The 23,965-nt window shown below is 51.9% G+C and carries 21 protein-coding genes, 1 other RNA gene and 1 riboswitch; of the genes, 20 read left to right on the top strand and 2 right to left on the bottom strand.

Going from position 1 to position 23,965, the window contains the following annotated elements; translation table 11 throughout:
* Window positions 1–75 precede the first annotated feature (75 nt).
* Window positions 76–157: riboswitch (glycine riboswitch) on the top strand.
* Window positions 158–375: 218 nt separating this feature from the next.
* From gcvT to M1L66_RS17805, 17 genes are all read left to right on the top strand, one after another.
* Window positions 376–1,464: a glycine cleavage system aminomethyltransferase GcvT gene (gene gcvT, locus M1L66_RS17885; protein ID WP_187023867.1), complete on the top strand. Its 1,089-nt coding sequence runs from the start codon at window positions 376–378 to the stop codon at window positions 1,462–1,464.
* Window positions 1,465–1,506: 42 nt separating this feature from the next.
* Window positions 1,507–1,881, top strand: a complete 375-nt coding sequence (gene gcvH / locus M1L66_RS17880) for a glycine cleavage system protein GcvH (RefSeq protein ID WP_002603849.1) — start codon at window positions 1,507–1,509, stop codon at window positions 1,879–1,881.
* A 43-nt stretch (window positions 1,882–1,924) separates the two neighbouring features.
* Complete coding sequence (gcvPA, locus tag M1L66_RS17875) at window positions 1,925–3,244, top strand: aminomethyl-transferring glycine dehydrogenase subunit GcvPA (RefSeq protein ID WP_434687421.1); 1,320 nt, start codon at window positions 1,925–1,927, stop codon at window positions 3,242–3,244.
* The gene (gcvPB, locus tag M1L66_RS17870; RefSeq protein ID WP_434687419.1) at window positions 3,241–4,695 is read left to right on the top strand and encodes an aminomethyl-transferring glycine dehydrogenase subunit GcvPB; all 1,455 of its coding nucleotides are present in this window, start codon (window positions 3,241–3,243) and stop codon (window positions 4,693–4,695) included. Before gcvPA ends, gcvPB begins: the two co-directional genes overlap by 4 nt.
* Window positions 4,692–5,687, top strand: a complete 996-nt coding sequence (locus M1L66_RS17865) for a lipoate--protein ligase (RefSeq protein ID WP_434687417.1) — start codon at window positions 4,692–4,694, stop codon at window positions 5,685–5,687. Before gcvPB ends, M1L66_RS17865 begins: the two co-directional genes overlap by 4 nt.
* Window positions 5,688–5,735: 48 nt before the next feature.
* Complete coding sequence (lpdA, locus tag M1L66_RS17860; RefSeq protein WP_434687415.1) at window positions 5,736–7,112, top strand: dihydrolipoyl dehydrogenase; 1,377 nt, start codon at window positions 5,736–5,738, stop codon at window positions 7,110–7,112.
* A 254-nt stretch (window positions 7,113–7,366) separates the two neighbouring features.
* Window positions 7,367–8,377: a deoxyguanosinetriphosphate triphosphohydrolase gene (locus tag M1L66_RS17855; RefSeq protein ID WP_187023873.1), complete on the top strand. Its 1,011-nt coding sequence runs from the start codon at window positions 7,367–7,369 to the stop codon at window positions 8,375–8,377.
* A 32-nt stretch (window positions 8,378–8,409) separates the two neighbouring features.
* On the top strand, window positions 8,410–10,173 hold the full coding sequence (dnaG, locus tag M1L66_RS17850; RefSeq protein WP_434687413.1) for a DNA primase: 1,764 nt from the start codon (window positions 8,410–8,412) through the stop codon (window positions 10,171–10,173).
* A 39-nt stretch (window positions 10,174–10,212) separates the two neighbouring features.
* Window positions 10,213–11,421: an RNA polymerase sigma factor RpoD gene (gene rpoD, locus M1L66_RS17845; protein WP_002603857.1), complete on the top strand. Its 1,209-nt coding sequence runs from the start codon at window positions 10,213–10,215 to the stop codon at window positions 11,419–11,421.
* Window positions 11,422–11,437: 16 nt separating this feature from the next.
* Window positions 11,438–12,154, top strand: coding sequence for a tRNA (adenine(22)-N(1))-methyltransferase (locus M1L66_RS17840; protein ID WP_187023875.1), 717 nt, complete (start codon window positions 11,438–11,440; stop codon window positions 12,152–12,154).
* A complete protein-coding gene (locus M1L66_RS17835) occupies window positions 12,123–12,932 on the top strand; it encodes a Nif3-like dinuclear metal center hexameric protein (protein WP_434687410.1) in 810 nt (269 codons plus the stop codon). Before M1L66_RS17840 ends, M1L66_RS17835 begins: the two co-directional genes overlap by 32 nt.
* A 41-nt stretch (window positions 12,933–12,973) precedes the next feature.
* Complete coding sequence (locus M1L66_RS17830) at window positions 12,974–14,635, top strand: nucleoside kinase (RefSeq protein WP_187023877.1); 1,662 nt, start codon at window positions 12,974–12,976, stop codon at window positions 14,633–14,635.
* A 51-nt stretch (window positions 14,636–14,686) separates the two neighbouring features.
* Window positions 14,687–15,610, top strand: coding sequence for an AEC family transporter (locus M1L66_RS17825; protein ID WP_434687408.1), 924 nt, complete (start codon window positions 14,687–14,689; stop codon window positions 15,608–15,610).
* A 49-nt stretch (window positions 15,611–15,659) separates the two neighbouring features.
* Window positions 15,660–16,009, top strand: an RNA gene (gene rnpB, locus M1L66_RS17820) — RNase P RNA component class A.
* A gap of 143 nt (window positions 16,010–16,152) precedes the next feature.
* Entirely contained in the window at window positions 16,153–17,199 is a 1,047-nt protein-coding gene (locus tag M1L66_RS17815) for a lysylphosphatidylglycerol synthase transmembrane domain-containing protein (protein ID WP_434687406.1), read from the top strand.
* Window positions 17,200–17,541: 342 nt separating this feature from the next.
* Entirely contained in the window at window positions 17,542–17,991 is a 450-nt protein-coding gene (locus M1L66_RS17810; RefSeq protein WP_434687404.1) for a LytTR family DNA-binding domain-containing protein, read from the top strand.
* A 1-nt stretch (window position 17,992) separates the two neighbouring features.
* Window positions 17,993–18,385, top strand: a complete 393-nt coding sequence (locus M1L66_RS17805; RefSeq protein WP_187023880.1) for a DUF3021 family protein — start codon at window positions 17,993–17,995, stop codon at window positions 18,383–18,385.
* A gap of 72 nt (window positions 18,386–18,457) precedes the next feature.
* On the opposite strand, the gene M1L66_RS17800 is transcribed toward M1L66_RS17805, so the two are convergent.
* Window positions 18,458–18,883 (bottom strand): aspartate carbamoyltransferase regulatory subunit, encoded by a 426-nt coding sequence (locus tag M1L66_RS17800; protein ID WP_002603865.1) that lies wholly within the window; start codon window positions 18,881–18,883, stop codon window positions 18,458–18,460.
* Entirely contained in the window at window positions 18,877–19,800 is a 924-nt protein-coding gene (gene pyrB / locus M1L66_RS17795; RefSeq protein WP_002603866.1) for an aspartate carbamoyltransferase, read from the bottom strand. The genes M1L66_RS17800 and pyrB overlap by 7 nt, the downstream gene beginning before the upstream one ends.
* 252 nt (window positions 19,801–20,052) lie before the next feature.
* On the opposite strand from pyrB, the gene M1L66_RS17790 reads away from it, so the two are divergent.
* Genes M1L66_RS17790 through M1L66_RS17780 form a run of 3 tightly spaced genes read left to right on the top strand, consistent with a single transcriptional unit; the run spans window position 20,053 to window position 23,939 of the window.
* Window positions 20,053–20,775 carry an ABC transporter ATP-binding protein gene (locus tag M1L66_RS17790; protein WP_187023921.1) on the top strand — a complete coding sequence of 241 codons (723 nt, stop codon included), beginning with the start codon at window positions 20,053–20,055 and terminating at the stop codon, window positions 20,773–20,775.
* The gene (locus tag M1L66_RS17785) at window positions 20,759–22,588 is read left to right on the top strand and encodes a CARDB domain-containing protein (RefSeq protein ID WP_434687401.1); all 1,830 of its coding nucleotides are present in this window, start codon (window positions 20,759–20,761) and stop codon (window positions 22,586–22,588) included. Before M1L66_RS17790 ends, M1L66_RS17785 begins: the two co-directional genes overlap by 17 nt.
* Entirely contained in the window at window positions 22,578–23,939 is a 1,362-nt protein-coding gene (locus tag M1L66_RS17780) for an ABC transporter permease (RefSeq protein WP_002603869.1), read from the top strand. The genes M1L66_RS17785 and M1L66_RS17780 overlap by 11 nt, the downstream gene beginning before the upstream one ends.
* The last annotated feature ends 26 nt before the right edge of the window (window positions 23,940–23,965 follow it).

Raw genomic sequence — 23,965 nt, 5'->3', positions numbered from 1 at the left:
CGTAAAATATGCACAAAAATCGCTTGCGGCTCCCTGCCATACATGTTATACTTTACTCGTAAATTGAATATTCGGATGAAGAGTTCGGGAGAGACCGCCTTTACTGGCGGAGCCGAAGGTGAGAAAAACTCTCAGGCAAAAGGACCGGATTTGGACGAAACTCTGGAAAGGTGATGGACACCACCGACGAGGCAGCTTTCCAGCCGTATGTTCCTCAGACCGGACACAGCAGCCGTGGACTGGATCAGAAAAGGAACGGCGACGGCTGAAGGTAATCTTTCAGGTACGAAGACGGGGCATATGACAATTCTTATTTCTTGTTGTATGTCTTTTTTATGTCCAAAATTTAACGATCTTGATTGGAGGTAGGGAAACATGGAATGTAAGACAACTTTATATGATACTCATGTAAAGTACGGGGGAAAGATGGTGCCATTTGCCGGATTTCTTCTGCCGGTGCAGTACGGGACCGGAGTGATCGCGGAGCACATGGCGGTGAGGACGGCCTGCGGCCTGTTTGACGTGTCCCATATGGGGGAGATCCTGTGTGAGGGCGAAGCGGCGCTCGACAATTTAAACCATCTGCTGACCAATGATTTTACCAGCATGGTGGACGGCCAGGCCAGATACAGCCCCATGTGCAACGAGGAGGGCGGCGTGGTGGATGATCTGATCGTTTACAAGATCAGAGACAATCACTATTTTATCGTGGTGAACGCATCCAACAAAGATAAGGACTTCGCATGGATGATGGCCCATAAGCTTCCAGGCGCCGAACTGAAGGATATATCGGCGGGAGTCGGCCAGCTGGCGCTTCAGGGGCCGAAGGCGGAAGAGATTCTGCTAAAACTGACAGACAAAGAGAATCTGCCGGTAAAATATTACACCTGCCTTGCAGACCGTCCGGTGGCGGGAATCCGCTGCATCGTATCGAAGACCGGCTATACCGGGGAAGACGGATACGAGCTCTACATGGAGGCCGGGAAGGCGCCGGAGCTTTTTGAGGCACTGATGGAGGCGGGAAAAGAGGAAGGTCTGATTCCCTGCGGACTGGGAGCCAGAGACACGCTGAGACTGGAAGCGGCCATGCCTTTATACGGCCACGAGATGGATGACACCATCACTCCGCTGGAGACGGGACTCTCCTTTGCGGTGAAGATGAAGAAGGAAGACTTTATCGGAAAAGCGGCCATCGAGGCAAAGGGAGAACCCACACGGGTGAGAGTCGGCTTAAAGGTGACCGGCCGGGGCATTATCCGGGAACATGAGACCGTCTATGCGAATGGGGAAGAGATCGGCATCACCACATCGGGAACCCACGTTCCTTACTTAAAATGCCCGGTTGCCATGGCTTTGGTAAAGAAAGAGTATGCTGTGCCCGGTACGAAGGCAGAGGCGGACGTAAGAGGACGCCGGATTGAAGCAGAGGTAGTTCCGCTTCCTTTCTACAAAAGAACGAAATAGATATTCCACGAAAATATAAATTATAATATGGAGGAAAAAACAATGACATATCCAGAAAATTTAAAGTATGCAAAATCTCACGAATGGGTCGAATTTTTAGAGGACGGTTCAGCCAGAATCGGTATGACAGACTATGCGCAGGATCAGATGGGAGATCTCGTATTCGTTAATCTTCCGGAGCCGGAGGATGAGGTGACGGCAGGCGAGGCGTTCGGCGATGTGGAGTCCGTAAAGGCAGTTTCCGATGTCTATTCCCCGATCACCGGCGTGGTTGCGGAAATCAACGAAGACTTGCTGGACAGTCCGGAAAGCATCAATTCCGATCCGTATGGGGCCTGGATGATCCGTGTATCCGACATTGGGGATCAGGAAGAGCTGATGAGCGCGGGGGAATACGAGGAGTTCGTCAAAGAATAAGAACGTTAGATGCAGCTGTAAGAAGAGAAAAAGGAGAATGCAAATGGGGTCTTACTTATCCAGTACCGATCATCAGCAGAAGGCGATGCTCGATGAAATCGGTTATAAAGATTACGATGATCTGTTCGGCTGTGTGCCGGATTCAGTGAAGTTAAAGGGGCGGTTCTCCATCCCGGAGGGCAAATCAGAGCTTGAACTGCGCAGGCAGATGGAGTCTTTGGCGGGAAAAAACCGTGTGTTTGACCATGTGTTCCGCGGAGCGGGGGCGTACCGCCACTACATACCGGCCATAGTTAAGGAGGTGGTCTCCAAAGAGGAGTTTGTTACCGCTTATACGCCGTATCAGGCGGAGATCAGCCAGGGGAATTTACAGGCTATCTTCGAGTACCAGACCATGATCTGTGAACTGACCGGCATGGACGCGGCCAACGCGTCGGTCTACGATGGGGCTTCAGCCGCCGCGGAGAGCGTATTCATGTGCCGGGAACGGAAGAGAGTCAGAGTCCTGGCGGCGGACACGGCTAACCCGGATGTGCTGGCGGCGATGGAGACGTACTGCCACGGCAGAGGCGCCCACGTGGAACTGGTTCCTTCAAAGGACGGAAGCGTCGATTTAGAGACGCTTAAGGAGATGCTTGATGGGACGACGGCCTGTTTCTATGTACAGCAGCCCAATTACTACGGGATTCTGGAGGATGTCACGGCCATGGCGGAACTGGTTCACGGAGCCGGGGCCAAGCTGATTGCCGGCTGTAATCCTATCTCCATGGCGGTTTTACAGACTCCGGCTGAATGCGGCGCCGATATCGCGGTGGGAGAGGGACAGCCGCTGGGGCTTCCGATGGCATTTGGCGGACCTTACCTGGGATTTATGGCGACCACGCGGGATATGATGAGGAAGCTGCCCGGACGTATCGTGGGGGAAACGGTTGACTCCGACGGAAAGAGGGGCTTTGTCCTGACGCTTCAGGCGAGAGAACAGCACATCCGCCGGGAAAAAGCCAGCAGCAACATCTGTTCTAACCAGGCGCTCTGCGCGCTGACGGCCTCGGTCTATTTATCGGCCATGGGGCCGGAGGGACTTCGGGAGGCGGCGCTCCAGTGCACCTCGAAAGCCCATTATTTGAGAGAAAAGCTAAGAGCAGCCGGTTTAAGCCCGGTCTATGACAAGCCATTTTTCCACGAGTTCGTGACAGACCGCCCGGCTGATACAGAGCGGCTGTCCGCCAAGCTGGAGGAAGAAGGTTACTTAGGCGGTCTGCCTCTGCCAGGCGGACGCATGCTCTGGTGTACCACGGAGATGAATACGAAGGAGGAGATGGACCGTCTGGCCGATCTCGTAAAGGAGGTGTGCTGCGCATGAAACTGATATTTGAACGAAGTGTAAACGGACGTCACTGCCAGATTCTGCCGCCCTCCGACGTGCCTTACGTGATGCCGGAGTGCACGAGAGCGCTTCCGCTGCGTCTTCCCGAGGTATCTGAAAATGACATAAGCCGCCATTATACGGAGCTGGCCAAAGCGACCCACGGTGTCAACGACGGCTGCTATCCCCTGGGTTCCTGCACCATGAAATACAATCCAAAGATCAATGATGAGATCGCCGGACTCCCCGGATTTACAGGAATTCATCCGCTGCAGCCGGAATCCACCGTTCAGGGCGCCTTGGAGGTCTTAAAGACATCGGAGGAAATATTCTGTGAGATAACTGGAATGGACAGCATGACGTTCCAGCCGGCGGCCGGCGCCCACGGCGAATTCACGGGACTTCTGCTGATTCGTGCCTGGCATGAGAGCCGCGGGGATGAGAAACGGACGAAGATCATTGTTCCGGACTCCGCCCATGGGACGAATCCGGCCAGTGCAACCATGGCCGGCTACAAGGTAATCAATATTCCATCCACAGCCGACGGACTTGTAGATTTAGAGAAGCTTCGGGACGCTGTCGGAGAAGACACGGCAGGCCTTATGCTGACGAATCCCAATACAGTGGGACTCTTTGATCCCAACATTCTGGAGATCACGAAGATCGTCCACGATGCAGGCGGCCTCTGCTATTACGACGGAGCGAACTTAAATGCGGTTATGGGAATCACACGGCCGGGAGACATGGGCTTTGACGTGGTTCATTTGAATCTGCACAAGACCTTTTCCACGCCTCACGGCGGTGGCGGACCCGGAAGCGGTCCGGTGGGCTGCAAGCGTTTCCTGGAACCGTTCCTGCCGGGACAGAAGGTGGTGGAACGGGACGGCGTGCTTCGCATGGAGCCCTATGAAAAATCTATCGGCATGGTTAAGGAATTCTACGGAAACTTCCTGGTGGTGGTGAAGGCGCTCTCTTACGTGCTGACGCTGGGCCCCGACGGCATTGCCGACGCCTGTAAAAACGCGGTGTTAAATGCCAATTACGTCAGGGTAAAGCTGTCAGACTATTACCATATGCCGTTTAAACAGACGTGCATGCATGAGTTCGTCATGAGTCTGGAACAGGAAAAGGAAGAGATGGACGTGACGGCCATGGATATCGCCAAGGCCCTTTTAGATCATGGAATCCATCCGCCGACCATGTACTTCCCGCTGATTGTCCACGAGGCCCTGATGGTGGAGCCGACGGAGACGGAATCAAAGGAGAACTTAGATGAACTGATCGCCGTGTTCCACGAGATCTATGAGACGGCGAAGCGTGATCCCGAATATATCCGGAGCTCCCCCCACATCACCATGGTGAAGCGCCTGGATGAAGTAAATGCGGCCCGGAATCCGAAGCTGCATTACGCATTCGGGGAGGAATGCGCAGAGGGGGAAGAGGCGTGATCCGCCGACTGACCCTGGCCCTGGGGCCGGGGTCATACCCCTATCCCAATTTCGGCATGGAGGAGTATTTGCTTTACCATGTGGAAGAAGAGGAATGCATTCTCTACCTGTGGCAGAATGAGAAAACCGTGGTCATAGGCAGGAATCAGAACGCATGGAAGGAGTGCCGCAGAGAGGAACTGGAGGCCGCCGGAGGTCATCTGGTGAGACGGCTGTCGGGAGGCGGCGCCGTGTTCCACGACCTGGGCAATTTAAATTTTACCTTCATCACAAGAAAAGATAACTACGATGTCACAAAACAGACGGAGGTTATCCTAAGGGCGGCGGAGAAGCTGGGTGTAAACGCAGAACGGACCGGCCGCAATGATATCACAGTGGATGGCCGCAAGTTTTCCGGCAACGCGTACTACGAGACCGGGGACTTCTGTTATCATCACGGGACCATTCTGCTCTCTGTGGACAAAGAAGAGATGGCCCGCTATCTAAACGTTTCCAGGGAAAAACTGAGATCCAAAAGCGTGGATTCCGTCAAAAGCCGTGTGGCCAATTTAATCGAATACGTGCCGGATCTGACGGTTAGACGTATGAGAGACAGCCTGGAGGAAAGCTTCGGCGAGGTCTACGGCCTTCCCGCAGACCCATTTCCTCCGGAACGGCTTTGCGAAAACGAGGTAAGGGAGCGGACGGAGCGGTTTGCCTCCTGGGAGTGGAAATACGGCAGGAAGATCCCGTTCAGCGATGAAGCCGCCGCCCGTTTTACCTGGGGGGAGGCCCAGGTGCTGGTCCATGTGGAAGAGGGGCGTGTCCAGGAAGGAAAGATATGGTCCGACGCCCTGGATACGGACTTTATTAAAGCCGCGGAAGACATTCTGACCGGCATGATCTGGAACAGAAAGGCAGCGGCAGACCGTTTTGCAGCCCTGTCCTGCGGCACTCCGGTTCAGGAGGCGATGCGGAAGGATTTACAGGATCTGGTCTGCGATATGATGTAGTGCTGTGCCGTCGATTCACAGACGCACCTGAGAGAACAGGAGGATTGGATGGAAAAACATTATGATCTCGTCGTAATCGGCGCGGGGCCGGGCGGCTATATGACGGCCCTTTACGCGTCGAAGGCGGGGAAAAGAACGGCCGTGATCGAACGGTCCCATGTGGGAGGCACCTGTTTAAACTGCGGATGCATTCCTACGAAAACGTATCTCCACACCACCGGCCTTTACCGGGAGGTGAAGAAGACAGAGGCCGCCGGCCTCCATACGGAAGGCCTGCGCGTATCCATGGAGGAACTGAAGAAACGCAAAGACGCCGTGGTGGAAGAATTGCGCGCCGGCATTGAGAAGCAGCTGGCCGCCGCTAAGATCGATCTATACCGGGGTACCGGCGTAGTGTGCGGAGAACACTTAGTGAAAGTGATGCCGGGTGAGGAAGAGGTAACCGCAGATTATATTCTGCTGGCAGCAGGCTCCGAGCCTTCGTCCATTCCCATTCCGGGCATGGACTTACCGGGCGTGAAAAACAGTACCCAGATGCTGGAGGAGGAGTGTGTTCCGGACCGTCTCGTGATCATTGGCGGCGGAGTTATAGGAATGGAGTTTGCTACTGTCTATAACGACCTGGGATGTCAGGTCACGGTACTGGAAGCCATGGATAAGATCCTGCCCGGCATGGACAAGGAGATTTCCCAGAATTTAAAGATGATTATGAAAAAACGCGGCGTAGACATTCATACCGGGGCTACGGTTTCCACCGTCGAAAAGATGGGAGACGGAACGTATCTCTGCCGCTATACGGAAAAAGAAAAAACCTGTGAAGCCCCGGCCGCGCTGATTCTGTCAGCCGTTGGCCGCCGTCCCTTAAGCCGCGGTCTGTTCTCGGAAGACATGCAGGAACGCATCGATATGGAGCGGGGCCGAGTCCTGGTAAACGAGCGCTATGAAACCTCGGTACCCGGCATTTACGCCATTGGAGACCTCATCGGAGGCGTCTGCCTTGCCCACGTGGCTGCGGCAGAGGGCTGTCAGGCAGCTTCCGCCATGTTCCCGGAGCTGAAGGGAAAAGACATGACCGTCATTCCAGCCTGCGTATACACCGATCCGGAGATCGCCTGTGCAGGCCTCACCGCCGACGAGGCAAAAGCCGCAGGCATCGATACCGCCACAGGAAAATACATCATGTCCGTAAATGGAAAATCCATCCTGTCCATGCAGGACCGCGGTTTCCTGAAAATAGTTTCCGAAAAGGAGACCGGCCGTATCCTGGGCGCCCAGCTGATGTGTGCCAGGGCAACCGATATGATCGGCGAACTGGAACTGGCCATTTCAAAACGCTTGACGGCCGAAGATCTGGCGGCCGTCATCATGCCCCATCCAACCTTTTGTGAAGGAATCGGAGAGGCTGCAGAATCGTTAATAATTTAAAATAACTGTAACAGCAGGAAAGCAGCAGGGAAAGGGCGGATCGCATGATCCGCCCTTTCCCTGTCCTCCGTCGATTCTTTGCAAACACAGGAAGTAAAAATCCAAAAGTTTAAATATAGGGTATTAAAGTTACTGAAAATATGATATAATGTAACATAACTTTGGGTATTTATTTAACAGAATAAAGCCTCGTCAGTGTACTCGTGAAATTACAGAGCGAGGAGTGAAACAAACCAATTGAAAGGATGTGACATATGAATATCAGGGAATCCACGGAATCCTGGGAAGCAGAAGCTTTAAGCCCTTACGCCTCACTCAGCAGGAATTCGAGAGGAAGGGAAAGGGAGGAAGAACCGTGTGATATACGGCCCGTCTATCAGCGGGACCGGGACCGGATTATCCACTGTAAGACATTTCGCAGGCTGAAGCATAAGACGCAGGTATTTCTGGCGCCGGAAGGCGACCATTACCGGACGCGCCTTACCCATACCCTGGAAGTATCTCAGATTGCAAGGACCATTGCCAGGGCGCTGCGCATGAACGAGGATCTGACTGAGGCCATCGCACTGGGGCACGATCTCGGACATACGCCTTTCGGCCATTCAGGGGAAGCAGTCCTGAACAAAATCTGTTCGGAAGGCTTTGCCCACTACCGGCAGAGCGTCCGGGTTGTGGAGGTCCTGGAAAAGAATGGAAGAGGCCTTAATCTAACCTGGGAAGTGCGCGACGGCATCCTAAACCACCGAACGAGCGGAAGCCCATCCACGCTGGAAGGAAAGATTGTACGGCTTTCCGATAAGATCGCCTACATCAATCACGATATCGATGATGCGATCCGCGCCAGGATGTTTGTGGAGGAAGATCTGCCGGAGTGCTATACGGAGGTTCTCGGGCACAGCGTGCGGGAACGCCTGAATAACCTGATACATGATATTATCCGAAACAGCTACGAGAAACCGGAGATTATCATGTCTCCCCACATGGAGGAAGCCATGCAGGGGCTTCGCACCTGGATGTTTGAGAACGTATACCGGAGCGACGTACCCAAGGCGGAGGAAGGAAAGGCTCAGCATCTCATTGTGATGCTGTTTAACTATTATATGGAGCATACGGATAAGCTCCCGGCGGAATACCACTATCTGATGGATGTACGCCGCGAAAACCGTGAACGCGTGGTATGCGATTACATAGCGGGGATGAGCGACAGCTACGCCATCGACAAGTTCGAGGAGCTGTTCGTCCCAAAGGCCTGGAAGGATATCTGACAGTTAAGGGAATCAGGGAGGTGTGAAATTTCATGCGATATCCGGAAGAAGTAGTAGAAGAAGTCAGAATGAAAAACGATATCGTGGATGTGATTTCAGGTTACGTGAAGCTGCAGAAGAAGGGGAGCAACTACTTTGGACTCTGCCCGTTTCACAATGAGAAATCACCTTCCTTTTCCGTGTCGCCCTCCAAACAGATGTATTACTGTTTTGGCTGCGGCGCCGGAGGCAATGTGATTACGTTTGTGATGGAATATGAGAATTATTCCTTTATGGAAGCGCTTCAGATGCTGGCCGACAGGGCCGGCGTGGCGCTCCCGAAGCAGGAGTACAGCAAGGAAGCAAAAGAGGCCGCGGATCTGCGGACGGCCCTGCTGGAGATTAACCGCATGGCGGCAAATTATTACTATTTCCAGCTTACGAATCCGCAGGGCGAGGTGGGGTACCGGTATTTGAGGGACAGGCAGCTGGCCGACGATACCATACGCCACTTCGGACTCGGCTTTGCCAATAAGACCAGTGACGATCTGTACCGGTATTTAAGGGCAAAGGGATACGACGACAAGATTTTAAAGGAGACCGGTCTGGTTACCATCGAGGAGCGCGGAGCCCATGACAAGTTCTGGAACCGCGTTATGTTCCCCATCATGGATGTGAACAACCGTGTCATCGGTTTTGGCGGCCGTGTCATGGGCGCAGGGGAACCGAAATACTTAAACTCTCCGGAGACGAAGCTGTTTGATAAGAGCCGGAATCTCTACGGCCTTAACTATGCAAGACTTTCCAGGGAAAAATACATATTAATCTGCGAAGGCTATATGGATGTCATCGCCATGCACCAGGCCGGCTTCACCAATGCGGTGGCGTCGCTGGGAACGGCCTTTACGACGCAGCATGCGGCGCTGCTAAAACGTTACACGGATAAGGTGGTTTTAACGTACGACAGCGACGGAGCGGGAACGAAGGCGGCCCTGAGGGCAATTCCGATTCTGCGCGACGTGGGTATGTCCATCCGGGTACTGAACATGCAGCCGCATAAAGACCCCGACGAGTTCATCAAGAACATGGGGGCTGAAGCGTTCCGTGAACGGATTGAGCAGGCGAGAAACAGCTTTTTATTTGAAATCGACGTTTTAAAGAGAAACTACGAGATGGATGACCCCGAACAGAAGACCGAGTTCTATAACCAGGTGGCGAAGAAGCTCTGTGAGTTTCCGGAGGCCTTGGAGCGGGAGAACTATTTAGAGGCCGTGTCCCGGGAATTTTTCATCAATTACGAAGATCTAAAACGTCTGGTAAACCGCATGGGAGCGAGACTGGGTCCGGTGGCTCCGCGGGAGGAAGAAGAGAATACTGCAGGAAAGAAGAAAAAGGACAGGGAAGACGGAAGAAATCAGTCCCAGAGGCTTCTCCTCACATGGCTGATCGAGAATCCGTTCCTGTTTGACAAGATAGAGGGAATTATCACTCCCGATGATTTTATTGAAGATCTGTACCATCAGGTAGCCAGGATGGTATTTGACGGACACGCCGCCGGGAATTTGAATCCGGCAGAAATCCTAAATCATTTTATTAACGATGAAGAACAGTACCGGGTGGTTGCGGGACTTTTTAATGCGAGCCTGAAAGAATCCCTGGATAATGAAGAACAGAAGAAGGCATTTTCAGAAACGATCATGAAGGTGAAAAAGAACAGCCTCGATTATGCCAGCCGCAACGCAGCGGGGATCGAGGAGCTGCAGAGAATCATAAAGGAGCAGGCGGCGCTGAAAAATCTGCATATTTCACTGGATTAGGGTGAACACTATAGGCAAGCTGTGGAAGGATGGAAGAACATGGGCGAGAATGTTAAGAGAACGGCAGAGAAGCTGTCATCATCAAAGAAGGTGGACGAGGCCAGGGAGGCAGAACTGAGGGCCGCAGAAGAACTGGCTGCTTTTGAGGAAAAGTTAAATCAGCTGCTTCTGCTGGCGAAAAAGAAAAAGAATGTTCTGGAAAATCAGGAAGTGCTCGATTTCTTTACTGGTACTACGCTGGATGCAGACCGGCTGGACCAGATTTATGATTTCCTGGAGACGAATAAAGTGGACGTTCTTCAGATCAATGAAGACGAGGACTTAGAGCTGGATCCCGATTTATTTATCGAGGAAGAGCTGGAGGAAGAAGAAGAAATCGATATGGAACATATCGATCTCTCTGTTCCGGAGGGCGTCAGCGTTGAGGATCCTGTCCGTATGTATTTAAAGGAGATCGGCAAGGTTCCGCTTTTATCCAGCGATGATGAGATTGAACTGGCCAAGAAAATCGAGCTTGGAGATGAACTGGCCAAGGAGAAACTGACGGAAGCCAACTTAAGGCTGGTCGTCAGCATTGCCAAACGGTATGTGGGACGCGGCATGCAGTTCCTTGATCTGATTCAGGAGGGGAATTTAGGGCTCATCAAGGCGGTGGAAAAGTTCGATTACAGGAAGGGCTATAAATTCAGTACTTATGCGACCTGGTGGATTCGTCAGGCGATCACGCGTGCGATTGCAGACCAGGCCCGTACCATCCGGATTCCCGTTCATATGGTGGAGACCATTAACCGTCTCGTGCGGGTTTCAAGGCAGCTTTTGCAGGAGCTGGGCAGGGAACCGTCACCGGAAGAGGTCGCTTTGAAAGTGGACATGCCGGTGGAAAGGGTGCGGGAGATCATGAAGGTATCCCAGGAGCCGGTATCCTTAGAGACGCCGATTGGCGAAGAGGAAGACAGCCATTTGGGTGACTTTATTCAGGACGATCAGGTGGCGGTCCCGGCGGACGCGGCTACCTTTACCATGCTTCACGAGCAGCTTATGGAGGTCCTTGACACCCTGACAGAGAGGGAGCAGAAGGTACTTCGCCTGCGGTTCGGTCTCGACGACGGAAGACCGAGGACGCTGGAAGAGGTGGGCAGGGAGTTCAACGTGACGAGAGAGCGAATCCGTCAGATTGAGGCCAAGGCCCTGCGGAAGCTCCGCCACCCAAGCCGGAGCAAAAAGCTGAAAGATTATTTAGACGACTGATATTGGAGCTGAATATATGAAATTATCAAAACGGTTAGAAACAGTTGCTTCCTTTGTTCCCAAAGGAAGCAACATTGCTGATATAGGGACGGACCACGGTTACGTTCCCATTTACTTAGTCAGGGAAGGTCAGGCGGAGCATGCGGTAGCCATGGATGTGAGAAAAGGCCCGCTGGAACGCGCCAGAGCCCATGTGGAGGATGCTGGACTCGGAAGCCGGATTGATGTGCGCTTAAGCGACGGCCTGGCGGGGCTTGAAACGGGGGAAGCGGACTGCGTCGTGATCGCGGGTATGGGCGGGGAACTGATCATACATATTCTGGAAGAAGGGCGGGGGCTTTGGGACACCATCGGATACTGGGTCCTTTCCCCGCAGTCAGAACTGGATAAAGTGCGCCGTTTCCTGGAAAAAGAGTCATTTTCCATTGTTCGGGAGACTATGATGAAGGAAGATGGAAAATACTATACGGTGATGGGGGTGACACGGGACGGCATTTCCTGGGATTATACCTCCGAGCCGCATTACCTGTACGGAAGACGGCTGATCCGTCAGAAGAGTCCCGTTCTCGCAGAATTTCTTAAGAAGGAACAGGAACAGCTGGAACAGATTCTGGATACACTGAAGGACAGCGACACGCCAGCGGCCTTAAAGCGCCGCGGGGAGATGGAAGCCATGCTGGCCTGGAACAAGGAGGCACAAGATGAAATGCTTGGAACTGATACAGAAGCTTGAGACACTGGCGCCGTCTGGCTGCGCCTGTGATTGGGATAATGTGGGCCTGCTCATCGGATGGAAGGAGCAGGAGATTCACAGGATCTTAATCGCACTGGATGCCACAGACGAGGTGGTGGAGGAAGCCATTCGGATGCGGGCCGATCTTCTGCTCACACACCATCCGCTTATCTTTAAACCGCTAAAAAAGGTCAATGACGATAATTTCATTGCCCTCAGGGTGATGAGTTTAATCCAGTACAATGTGAATTATTACGCCATGCACACCAATTTCGACGCAGCTCCCGGCTGTATGGCGGATATTGCCGCCGGGCGGCTGGGCCTTATGGAACCGGACGTTTTAGAGGTGATGGGCACCATGGAGATCGACGGAAAGCCTGTTCCATATGGTATCGGCAAGGTGGGAGAGCTTCCTTATACGATGACATTAAAGGAACTGGCCCTGTTCGTTAAGGAGCGGTTCGGTCTGCCGTTTATTACCGTTTATGGAGAACACGCCGTGGATGAGACGGTAACGCGAGTAGCGATTGCTCCCGGCTCCGGAAAGAACTCCATTGCCTATGCGGAAAAGGCCGGCGCCGAAGTCCTGATCACAGGCGATATCGGGCATCATGAAGGTATCGATGCGGCGGCGAATCATCTGGCGGTTCTGGATGCCGGACACTATGGACTGGAGCATCTGTTTATCGGATTTATGGCGGATTACCTGGAACGGGAGTATGGAGACAGCCTGGAGATCCACAAAACAGCGGCGGCATTTCCTGCAGCCGTGCTTTGACAGCCTGGTACCGCATCGTGCAATCAACAAGGAGGTAAGAGATGGCATTAGTAACAATCGGTGATGTAACAAAAGAATATCCGAACGGGACGACGTACTTGGAGATTGCGGAGGAATATCAGCCGCAGTACGAGGACGACATTCTGCTTGTGCGGATCAATGGTAAGCTTCGGGAGCTTCATAAAAAGGTAAAGTTTGACTGCAGGCTGGAATTTTTCACAGGAAGAGACCAGCCGGGAATCCAGACATACCATAGAAGCGCTACGTTCCTGATGCTGAAAGCATTTTACGACGTGTTGGGAGCGGAGAAGATCGAGAAGGTCACAGTGGATTTTTCCCTCGGAAAAGGCTACTATATTGAACCACATGGAAGTTTTACGCTGACAGAAGAGCTGATTGACCGTGTGAAGGCCCGGATGCATGAGTACGTGGAAGAGAAGATTCCCATCATGAAGCGGAGCGAGAATACGGACGATGCGATTGAACTGTTTCACAGACACCGCATGTATGACAAGGAACGGCTGTTCCGCTACCGCCGTGTCTCCCGCGTCAACATCTACAGCATCGGCGGTTTTGAAGATTACTACTATGGCTACATGGTGCAGAACACCGGCTATATCAAGTATTTTGATCTGGTTTTATACGACGACGGTTTCATGCTGATGCTCCCTCAGAAGGAGAATCCCAAGGAGGTTCCCATTTTTGAGGCTGAGAAGAAACAGAAGCTTTTCCAGGTGTTAAAGGAAAGTGTGAAATGGGGCGAGCGCCTGAACGTCTCCCATGTCGGGGAGCTGAACGAGGTGATCGCGAAGGGAGACATAAGCCGGCTGATCCTGATTCAGGAGGCTCTCCAGGAAAAAAAGATTGCGGAGATCGCGGAGAAGGTCACGTATGAACGGGATAAAAAGTTCGTCATGATCGCAGGCCCGTCATCTTCCGGAAAGACTTCCTTTTCCCACCGGCTGTCCATCCAGCTGAAAGCACAGGGGATGATCCCCCATCCGATCGGCGTGGATGATTACTTTGTCAACCGGGCAGACAGCCCTAAGAATCCAGACGGAAGCTATAACTACGAGGTGCTGGAGTGCCTCGACGTAGAACAGTTTAATAAGGATATGATGGCCCTTCTGGCCGGAGATACCGTCGAGATGCCGCGCTATAATTTCAAAACAGGGATGCGGGAATACCACGGAGACATGTTAAAGCTGGGCAGAGACGACATCCTGGTAATCGAGGGCATCCACTGCTTAAATGACCGGCTGTCTTATTCCCTTCCGGCTGAAAGCAAATTCCGTATTTACGTCAGTGCGCTGACGCAGCTCAACGTTGACGAGCATAACCGGATTCCTACCACCGACTGCCGCCTGCTGCGGCGTATGGTCCGGGATGCCAGGACGAGAGGCGCATCTGCTCAGGATACGATCCGCATGTGGCCGACGGTGAGACGTGGGGAAGAGCAGTATATCTTCCCGTTCCAGGAATCCGCCGATATGATGTTCAACTCCGCCACAGTATATGAGCTGGCGGTTTTAAAGCAGTATGCGGAACCGCTTCTGTTTGGAATCCCCAGGGATTCGGAAGAGTATATGGAAGCCAAACGTCTGCTTAAGTTCCTGGATTACTTCCTGGGCGTAAACAGCGAGACTATTCCCAATAACTCGATTATACGGGAATTTATCGGAGGAAGCTGCTTTCGTGTATGACAGCAGCCACCGAATACAAAAGAAAATGGATTGTAAAGTGAGGAAGTAAGCGTGGAACTGGCTGTTATTACTGCGGAAAAGATAAGCGTCATGTTTGTCATGGCGCTTATTGGGATAATTTGTTACCGGATTGGTCTGATAAGCGGACACACCAATGAGAAGCTATCGGATATTCTTCTTCTATTGGTGTCGCCGCTGCTTATTTTTACATCCTATCAGCAAGCCTTCGATCCGGAGAAGCTAAACGGGCTGCTGGCCGCGTTCTTAATGGCGGCGGTCAGCCACGCAGTGGCCATCGCGATCGCGTCCTTTCTGGTGAAAAAGGGAAGAACGGACTGGGAGGTTGAGCGGATATCCTCGATCTACTCCAACTGCGGTTTTATGGGGATTCCATTGGTGAGCGCACTGTTCGGAGCCGACGGCGTTTTCTATGCGACCGCCTACATAACGGTGTTCAACGTTCTGGTATGGACCCACGGAGTCATCCTGATGACCGGGAAACAGGATTTTAAATCATTTATGACGGCCCTTCGATCGCCCTGCATCGTGGCAGTGGTGTTGGGGCTGTTCTGTTACCTTGCGCGCATCCGGTTTCCCGCGGTTATTCTGGAGCCGCTCACAGCGATTGCCGATATGAATACGCCGTTGGCCATGCTGGTAGCCGGTGTCTCCATCGCAGGAAGCGATATCCGCGCCCTGCTCATGAAGGTGCAGATCTATTACATCTGTGCGATCCGTCTGCTCGTCATACCGGTCGCTGTCCTTCTGGTGCTGAAGGCTTTCCGGCTCGACGATATGGTCACGACGGTAGTTGTTCTGGCCACATCCTGCCCAACTGCCACCACCGGCACACTTTTCGCCCTGAAATTCCACCGGAATTCCGGTTACGCCTCTGAGATATTCGGTTTGGCCACAGCAAGTTCTATCGTGACGATCCCGGTTATGATGCTTTTGTGCGGTTTGATAACGATATAGAGAACTGGTCTTTACAAAATCCCAAATCTGTGGTAAACTAACAACGTTTTGAGTAAGACAAATGGCCGCAGCTGTAATGCCGAAAGGCTGCAGATGAGGAAAGTCCGGGCTTCACAGGGCAGGATGCCAGATAACGTCTGGCGGAGGCGACTCCAGGGAAAGTGCAACAGAAATATACCGCACCGGCATGCCGGTGTAAGGGTGGAAAGGTGGTGTAAGAGACCACCGCTCTCCTGGTAACAGGAGGGGTCCATGTAAACCCCATTCGAAGCAAGACCGAACAGAGAGCATAAGGCGGCCCGCCTGCTTTCGGGTAGGTTGCTTGAGCCTGCCGGCGACGGCAGGCCTAGATAGATGGCCATTCAACGACATAACCCGGCTTATCGTCTTACTCAAAATATGAATGAAAAAGCCCTCTGCCATGCGGGTCTGCATTCCGTTTTTTTGCAGGTCCATGCGGCAGAAGGCTTTTTTATTTCACAGGATTTTATTATTTAAGGTTTATAATAGTACTCAGTAAATCCTGGAAGGTTGTGACAATATTGAAACAAAAGAGAATGCATAAGAGGCAGATGCTGATCTGTCTGGCGGTTTTGGCGGTGCTGTCCTGGATGACGTTTCACATTCTGTTCAAGGACCACTCGCCGGAGGCGCTGTACGAAGTTTTTTCCAGGGCAGACTGGAGATTTGTGGGGCTTGGCGTGGCCTGTATGGCTGTCTATCTGATCTGTGAGGCAGAAAGCATCAGGACCCTGATGGGATCGTTTCAGACGAAGGTTCCGTTTTTTCGGGCGGCCGGGTATTCGTTCGCCGATTTTTATTTCAGTGCGATCACCCCGTCTGCAACCGGGGGACAGCCCATGCAGCTTTATTATATGACGCGGGATGGATTCGGCTTTGCCCAGAGTTCCTTTTCCCTCCTTACGCTGGCCGCGGTATACCAGCTGATGGTTCTGGTGTACGGCGTGGTCATGGTAATCGTGAAGTATCCGTATGTGCAGAGCCAGGGCCGACTGATCAAGTGGCTGCTCATATTCGGCATCGCAGTGAACGGCATCTGTTCCCTTGGCATCCTGCTGGTGATTCTAAAGAGGGCGCTGGTGGAGCGCATTGCAATGATTGGCATTACGATTGCGGTTAAATTGAGAATCATTAAGGACAGAAAGAAGATGGAGCGGAAGGCGGAGCACCTGATTGACGAGTACAGCAGGGGCGGCGAATGCTTCCGCAAATATCCGCTGGTCTTCGTGAAAGTGGTAATTTTGACGGCGCTGAGGCTGACGGCGCTGTTTATGATCCCATATTTTGCCTGTCTGGCTCTTGGGATCGGAGATGTGGGGCCGTTTGAGTTTCTGGCGGTTCAGGCAATTCTAAGCCTGGCGGTAACCGCGGTTCCGCTGCCGGGATCAGTCGGCGCATCGGAGGGCAGCTTCATGCTTTTATACAGCGGCATGGTGGCGGCAGGCAATGTATTTCCCATGATGATGCTGAGCAGGGGAATCAGTTTTTACGGCTTTCTGGCCGTCAGCGGCGCGGTGACCCTGATCCTTCAGTTCTGGAAGGCAGGATATACAAAAGAAAATACATAACGATCACTCGCACGCTCTGCGCATGAGTCACCGTGACAATCCATACAGTTGGCTGGGACAGGCTCCGGCCAGCTGCATTTTTTTGTTTCATTGGGAAAGTTCGTCCTATGAAACAAAAAAACTCCGGGAGACAGCGTGCCCCGCTTTATCGGGTATGCGCACTCCGCGCTTAGGAAATATGGCCGCTGAAGCGACCGCGCTCCGGCGCGAGAGTCCGGCGAGCCGGACTCTTTAATCAGTAATAGAAAAATACATCTTACAGGCAAAAAAATACCACTCAACGCATTTGGTGAGACAAATCAGAAGGGGTGGTATACAATGACATCAGAAGGGAGGAAGAATATGAAAATTATCATCGAACCGGGAGACATGGAAGAGCCGGAGGTCATCATACGCGGACGAAGCGGAAGCGAGGAAGTCAGGCAGCTGCTGGAGCTATTAGGCGGCGCTGGAGGTATTTCCCAGATACCGCTGTATGCGGAAGAGAAGGAATATTTTTTCAGGCCGGAGGAGATCAGTTATTTTCTCACGGAGGGCGGAAAAGTCTGCGCATATCTGGAATCCGGAGTCTATGAGGCAAAAGGAAGGCTCTATGAGCTGGCCCGGCAGCTTCGCCACAGGGGATTTATTCAGATCAGCAAAAGTACCGTGATCAACGCAGCCATGGTCGCTTTTGTGCAGGTGGAGTTCAGCGGGAATTACACTGCATTTTTAAAAGATGGAAAAACAAAGCTGCTCATTTCCAGAAACTACATGAAGGATTTTAGAAAATATATTATGGAGGGAAGATAATATGAAACGATTGGAAGGATTTTTGACGTATCTGTTTACAGGCATTGGAATCGGGGCCGTTGTGTGTACGGTGTCCCTGGCAGTTATGGGCGGCATGGATGGAACGCTTAAGCAGATTCTCGTATGGCTGGCGGCGTCCGCGCTGTTTACGGTTATTTCCCATATTATGTGTATGGATTTTGGCAATCTGCTGATCCGCACCGTTATACATTTCTGCCTCTGTTTTGCCCTGGCGGTGACAGTTGGAACGTTTCTCAACTATTCCGCCAGCTGGATTTCCAGTGCCAGAGTGATGCTGCCCGCATTCCTTGTCATTTATGTGATTATCTATGTGGGAACATTCCTGGTGCGGCTGGCCGAGACGAAGGAACTGAATAAAAAGCTGGGCAGATAAGAAATAACAGGTTTTCAGAAAGTAAAAAAGAATCATGCCAGTGCCAGTTCCCCTGTCATGATTCTTTTTGTTTTATTTGGAGTACTTTTCCTCGCAGTACATGCAGCGGTAAGTCTCGGTCTCCGAATCCGCAAGATAGAAGATGTGCGGCAGCTCCTGCTCGATGGAGGTGATGCAGCGCGGGTTCCTGCAGTGGATCACATTGGTGATCTTTTTCGGAAGCTTCAAGGTCCTCTTTTCCGCAATCTGATTGTCGCGGATAATGTTGACCGTGATGTTGTGATCGATGTAGCCGAGAATGTCGAGATCAATATGGTCCAGACCGCCTTCGATCTTAATGATGTCCTTGCGTCCCATCTTGTTGCTTCTTGCGTTCTTGATAATCGCTACCTGGCAGTCTAACTTGTCCAGTCCCAGGTTATAGTAGATGTCCAGGCTCTTGCCGGCCTGAATATGGTCTAATACGATGCCTTCGTTTAATCCGCTGATATTTAACATGGTTTTTCTACCTCCAGTAATGTCATAATAAGGGCCATGCGCACGTATACGCCGTACTGGGCCTGTTTAAAGTAGGCGGCTCTCGGGTCGTTGTCTACTTCTACGGAGATTTCGTTGACCCTGGGAAGCGGGTGAAGAACGTACATGTCTTCCTTGGCAAGCTTCATCTTGTTCTTATCGAGAATGTAGCAGTCTTTCAAACGAATGTAATCTTCCTCGTTGAAGAAACGTTCTTTCTGTACGCGGGTCATGTAGAGAATGTCGAGAGAAGGCATGGCCTCGTCTAAGCTGTCCATTTCCACAAATTCGATATTGTTCGCTTTTAAAACGTCTTCCCTGATGTATTCCGGTACACGCAGCTCCGGCGGGGAAATGAGGACGAACTTGATGTTCTCATAGCGAACCAGGGCGTTGATCAGGGAGTGAACGGTGCGGCCGAACTTTAAATCGCCGCAGAGGCCGATGGTCAGGTCATGAAGACGGCCCTTTAAGGAACGGATTGACAGCAGGTCCGTAAGTGTCTGGGTCGGGTGCTGATGGCCGCCGTCACCGGCGTTGATGACCGGAATTCCGGAATGGGTGGCGGCAACTAACGGAGCGCCCTCTTTCGGATGTCTCATGGCGCAGATATCGGCGTAGCAGGAAATCACACGGATCGTATCGGCCACGCTCTCGCCTTTTGCTGCCGAGCTGGAATCGGCAGAAGAAAAGCCGAGTACGCTGCCACCTAAATTTAACATGGCTGCTTCAAAACTCAAACGAGTTCTTGTACTTGGCTCATAAAATAATGTCGCTAATTTTTTTCCGTCACATACGTGGGAATATTCCGAAAGGTGATGTTCAATGTTGTCTGCCAGATCGAGCAGCTGACCGGTTTCTTCCACACTAAAGTCTAATGGGTTTAATAAATGTCTCATAAGAATCTCCTTTATCCAATGTCTTAAAATCCTTTCCCCATTATATAGTATCTTATAAAATATTTCCATAGTTTTTTGCAAAAAAAGTGCCTGTAAGGAATATTTAAGGAACTTTAAGAAAATTAAGGAAGACCGGATGGAAAACCTGTTGTATAATGGCAGTATGAGAAAAGAAGGGCGCTAAGTGCTCATAGCGAGGAGGTATCTGCTTTGGCGGAAGAAAACAGGGAAGAGAAGAGTAAGAGGATACCTATGATTCAGGTAAAAAATCTCTACAAAGTATATAAAGTCGGCGACACCAAGGTCTATGCCTTGGGAGGGGTCGACTTTACGATATATAAAGGAGAATTTTGTGCGATTGTCGGACCCTCCGGTTCTGGAAAGTCTACTCTTCTTAATATGATGGCCGGATTGGAGAAGCCCTCGAAGGGGGAGATTATCATTGCCGGGAAGCATATTGAGAAGCTGACGGAGAACCAGCTGGTCGCCTTCCGGCGGAAGCATGTGGGCTTCATCTTTCAGTCCTATAATCTGCTTCAGACGATGAACGCCGTGGAGAATGTGGCTCTGCCGCTCTCTTTCCGGGGAGTCCCGAGGAAGAAGCGGAACGAGAAGGCAGTGAAGTATATTAAGCTGGTCGGCCTGGAGAAACAGATGAAGCACATGGCCAACGAGATGTCCGGCGGACAGCAGCAGCGAGTGGGAATCGCCAGGGCCCTGGCCGTGGACCCGCAGATCATATTCGCGGATGAGCCTACCGGTAATCTGGATTCGAAGACGACGAAGGAGATTCTGGGGCTGATGAGAAAGATTGTGCGGGAGCAGAATCAGACGCTTGTCATGGTAACCCATGATAATTATATTGCCGGCTTTGCCGACCGGCAGTTACATATAGTAGACGGCAAGATCTTCAAGATCGAAGAACAACACCATGATGATACCGAGGAGGATACAGAGAATGAAGAAGACAGGTAATAGGGTACTGGCGGGGCTGCTTGCCGTACTGGTAGTGCTGGGGGCTGTGCCGCTTCAGTCGATGGGAGCGCAGTACGGGATACAGAAAAATAAGTATCTCGATGTCAAGAAGACTCCGACCGGAAAGACCGGTCAGAATATGACCATCAGCATGATATTTGACAACAGCAAGGGAAGCGAGGATTTACAGGGAGTGTCCGTGCGGTTTGACGACAGCGCAGTGGACAGTGAATACGACGCGGCGGAAGATCCGGATGAGGACACTAAGTATAATGGTTCCGTGTTCCCGTTTGAGATTACCTCCAGCATCTTTGATGCTAAGGTGATCGGCTCTGTAAAGGCAGGCGCTACCAAAACCGTTTCCTTATCTGCCAGGGTCAGAAGAGATATTGCCGAGGGCTATTATTCCGTACCGATCATCGTCAAGGCCAATGGCAGCGACGCTACGACCGACCACATCAACGTCTGGATCACAAAGTCCAGCGGGACCACGGAATCGGGAGACGACGACGGATCGATCCGTTTTGAGCTGGGGGAAAACCAGTCCACCCCATCCGGCCAGTATCCGGATGTGATGAATTTTACCGTAAACTTACGCAACGCGTCGAATATTACGGCATTTGATGTCAACGTTCGCATGGGATTAAGCGAAGACAGCACAAAATTCCCCTTTAACATCAATGACGGAAACTACGTGAGACATTTTGACCGGGTCGGCGGCGGTGAGAGCCAGGAGGTATCCTACAGTATGGCTATCCGCAAGGAGTCGTACACTGGATACTATCCGATCACCTTTACGATCGAATACAGAGACAGCACCGAGGGCGATATTCAGAAAGCGAAATCCATCTTCTACGTACACGTTCAGAACAAGGACAAGGAAGAGGAGACGGGAGAGTTTAACGCCAACGACAGAACGAAGGCCAGACTGATCGTCGACGGATTCCAGACGATTCCGGAGGTGGTTTACGCAGGCGATGATTTCGACCTGATTCTCCGCATGAAGAACGCATCTGAGAACGTGGCTGCCAGCAATATCTTATTTACCCTGGAATCCGAGAAGGTGACGGACAGCGCGGTATTTACCACAGACTCCGGTTCCTCCTCCATCGTGGTGAATTCCCTGGCGGCAGGGCAGAGCACAGAGCTTAAGATCCGCATGAAGGCAGGGGCCTGGGTGGATCAGAGAACCTACGCCATTACGATCAATGAGAAATACGACAGCCCGGAATTCAAGAACGCCGAGGAGAAAGTAACGGTGGACATTCCGGTGAAGCAGATGGCACGGCTTAACACCGGCACCATCGATATCATGCCGGACTCCATCTCTGTCGGAGCGGAATCCAATGTCATGTTCCAGATCAACAACACAGGCAAAGTCCTTCTTTATAACGTGATGGTAACCTTCTTAGGCGATTCCGTCCAGAAGACAGACGCCTATGTAGGCAATATCAAGCCGGGAGAATCCGGCAGCGTGGACGCCATGCTGTCCGGCATCGCCCCCACCGCGGATGACGGCAAGATCAAGATTATGATCACCTACGAGGATGAGAACGGAGTAGTCAGCGACCCCATCGAAAAAGAGATGACGCTCATGGTAACGGAGGCTGTGGATCAGGACTTTGATATGACGGATGACATGGGCACGTTTCCGGCAGACGCGGAACCGACAGGCATTAAGAAATACCAGAAGTTCATAATTCCAGCGGTAATCGCAGTGCTTGTGGCCGGCACCGCGGCAGGCATTATCCTTGTTAAGAGACGGAAAAAGAAGAAGGCAGCAGAGGAAGAGGAAATAGACGATGAGATTTAGTGATTTGCTTTCCATGAGTGTGAACAATTTAAGACGAAGAAAGCTCAGAACATTCCTGACCGTTTTGGGGGTTGTAATCGGTACAGCCTCCATCGTGGTCATGGTCTCTTTGGGTATCGGTTTAAATGAACTCACTATGGAGCAGATTGCCTCCTACGGCAGCCTGACGGAGATATCCATCTATTCTGACGCCATGTGGGGAGGTTCCGATGACGGAAAGGATCCGAAGTATATGACGGATGAGGTCATGGACCAGTTTCGAAGGCTGGACCACGTGACTACAGTCTCGCCGATCCTGTCGACGTACGTTATCATGCGTCAGGGCGTCTACCAGGCGAATGTCAACCTTACCGGTGTGACAAAGGAATATATGGAAAAGATCCCCTTAAAGGAGGGGACTGTGCCGGATACCAGCGGCAATGAGCTTCAGATGGTGGTCGGCAACATGGTGCCCAGACAGTTTTATAATCCGAAGTCCAGGAGCAACCGGTACGGCATGAGCGGAGACGACGTCCCGGATATCGATTTCATGAATAAGCCGATTTTCGTGATTTTTGATACGGATGCCTATTATCAGAGCCAGAACGGAAGCACGACGGAGGGAGGAACTCCGGTCAAGGCTCCCAAGAAGTATTTGCTGCCGACCTCGGGCCTGGTGGAAGGCGGACTGGAGGACTGGAACAACTACAGCTACAGTGTGTATGTGGACATCGACATGCTGAAATCCCAGCTAAAGCAGGTATTTAAGAAGAAACCGATTCCAAACCAGCCGACGAATAAGAAGGGGAAGCCCTTTAATTACTTCGTCTACGAGCAGGCGGTGGTGGAAGTGGATGATATGAAGAATGTCACCGAGGTGCAGAAGATCATCAACGATATGGGATTCCAGGCCAACAGCAACATGGACTGGCTGGAACAGTCCCAGAAGCAGTCCAACATGGTGCAGGCCGTGCTGGGCGGCATCGGCGCCGTGTCCCTGTTCGTAGCGGCCATCGGTATTGCCAATACCATGATGATGTCGATCTATGAGCGTACGAAGGAGATCGGTATTATCAAGGTCCTCGGATGCGACATGGGCAATATCAGGAACATGTTCCTGCTGGAATCCGGTTTTATCGGTTTCATGGGAGGTGTGATCGGAATTGTCTTAAGCTATGGAATCTCCTTTATTGCCAATAAGTTTTTATCCGGCCAGTTTCTGGTGGGCATAGAAGGAGATTTATCCAGAATTCCACCGTGGCTTTCGGTATCGGCAGTGGGATTTGCCATATTTGTCGGTATGGCGGCGGGCTTCTTCCCTTCGCTGAGAGCCATGAAGCTAAGCCCGCTTGCGGCAATCCGGAACGAGTAGGAAGTACGGGAAAAAATACTTGCATT

It is taken from the genome of Hungatella sp. SB206 (assembly GCF_051132295.1).
GTDB classification, from domain to species: Bacteria; Bacillota; Clostridia; order Lachnospirales; family Lachnospiraceae; genus Hungatella; species Hungatella effluvii.
This window is presented reverse-complemented; position numbering and strand designations above follow the sequence as displayed.

Bases quoted from the DNA above. Each gene is read 5' to 3' on its own strand.
- gcvT (WP_187023867.1), top strand. From the start codon at position 376: ATGGAATGTAAGACAACTTTATATGATACTCATGTAAAGTACGGGGGA.
- gcvH (WP_002603849.1), top strand. From the start codon at position 1,507: ATGACATATCCAGAAAATTTAAAGTATGCAAAATCTCACGAATGGGTC.
- gcvPA (WP_434687421.1), top strand. From the start codon at position 1,925: ATGGGGTCTTACTTATCCAGTACCGATCATCAGCAGAAGGCGATGCTC.
- gcvPB (WP_434687419.1), top strand. From the start codon at position 3,241: ATGAAACTGATATTTGAACGAAGTGTAAACGGACGTCACTGCCAGATT.
- lpdA (WP_434687415.1), top strand. From the start codon at position 5,736: ATGGAAAAACATTATGATCTCGTCGTAATCGGCGCGGGGCCGGGCGGC.
- M1L66_RS17855 (WP_187023873.1), top strand. From the start codon at position 7,367: ATGAATATCAGGGAATCCACGGAATCCTGGGAAGCAGAAGCTTTAAGC.
- dnaG (WP_434687413.1), top strand. From the start codon at position 8,410: ATGCGATATCCGGAAGAAGTAGTAGAAGAAGTCAGAATGAAAAACGAT.
- rpoD (WP_002603857.1), top strand. From the start codon at position 10,213: ATGGGCGAGAATGTTAAGAGAACGGCAGAGAAGCTGTCATCATCAAAG.
- M1L66_RS17840 (WP_187023875.1), top strand. From the start codon at position 11,438: ATGAAATTATCAAAACGGTTAGAAACAGTTGCTTCCTTTGTTCCCAAA.
- M1L66_RS17835 (WP_434687410.1), top strand. From the start codon at position 12,123: ATGAAATGCTTGGAACTGATACAGAAGCTTGAGACACTGGCGCCGTCT.
- M1L66_RS17830 (WP_187023877.1), top strand. From the start codon at position 12,974: ATGGCATTAGTAACAATCGGTGATGTAACAAAAGAATATCCGAACGGG.
- M1L66_RS17810 (WP_434687404.1), top strand. From the start codon at position 17,542: ATGAAAATTATCATCGAACCGGGAGACATGGAAGAGCCGGAGGTCATC.
- M1L66_RS17805 (WP_187023880.1), top strand. From the start codon at position 17,993: ATGAAACGATTGGAAGGATTTTTGACGTATCTGTTTACAGGCATTGGA.
- M1L66_RS17800 (WP_002603865.1), bottom strand. From the start codon at position 18,883: ATGTTAAATATCAGCGGATTAAACGAAGGCATCGTATTAGACCATATT.
- pyrB (WP_002603866.1), bottom strand. From the start codon at position 19,800: ATGAGACATTTATTAAACCCATTAGACTTTAGTGTGGAAGAAACCGGT.
- M1L66_RS17790 (WP_187023921.1), top strand. From the start codon at position 20,053: ATGATTCAGGTAAAAAATCTCTACAAAGTATATAAAGTCGGCGACACC.
- M1L66_RS17785 (WP_434687401.1), top strand. From the start codon at position 20,759: ATGAAGAAGACAGGTAATAGGGTACTGGCGGGGCTGCTTGCCGTACTG.
- M1L66_RS17780 (WP_002603869.1), top strand. From the start codon at position 22,578: ATGAGATTTAGTGATTTGCTTTCCATGAGTGTGAACAATTTAAGACGA.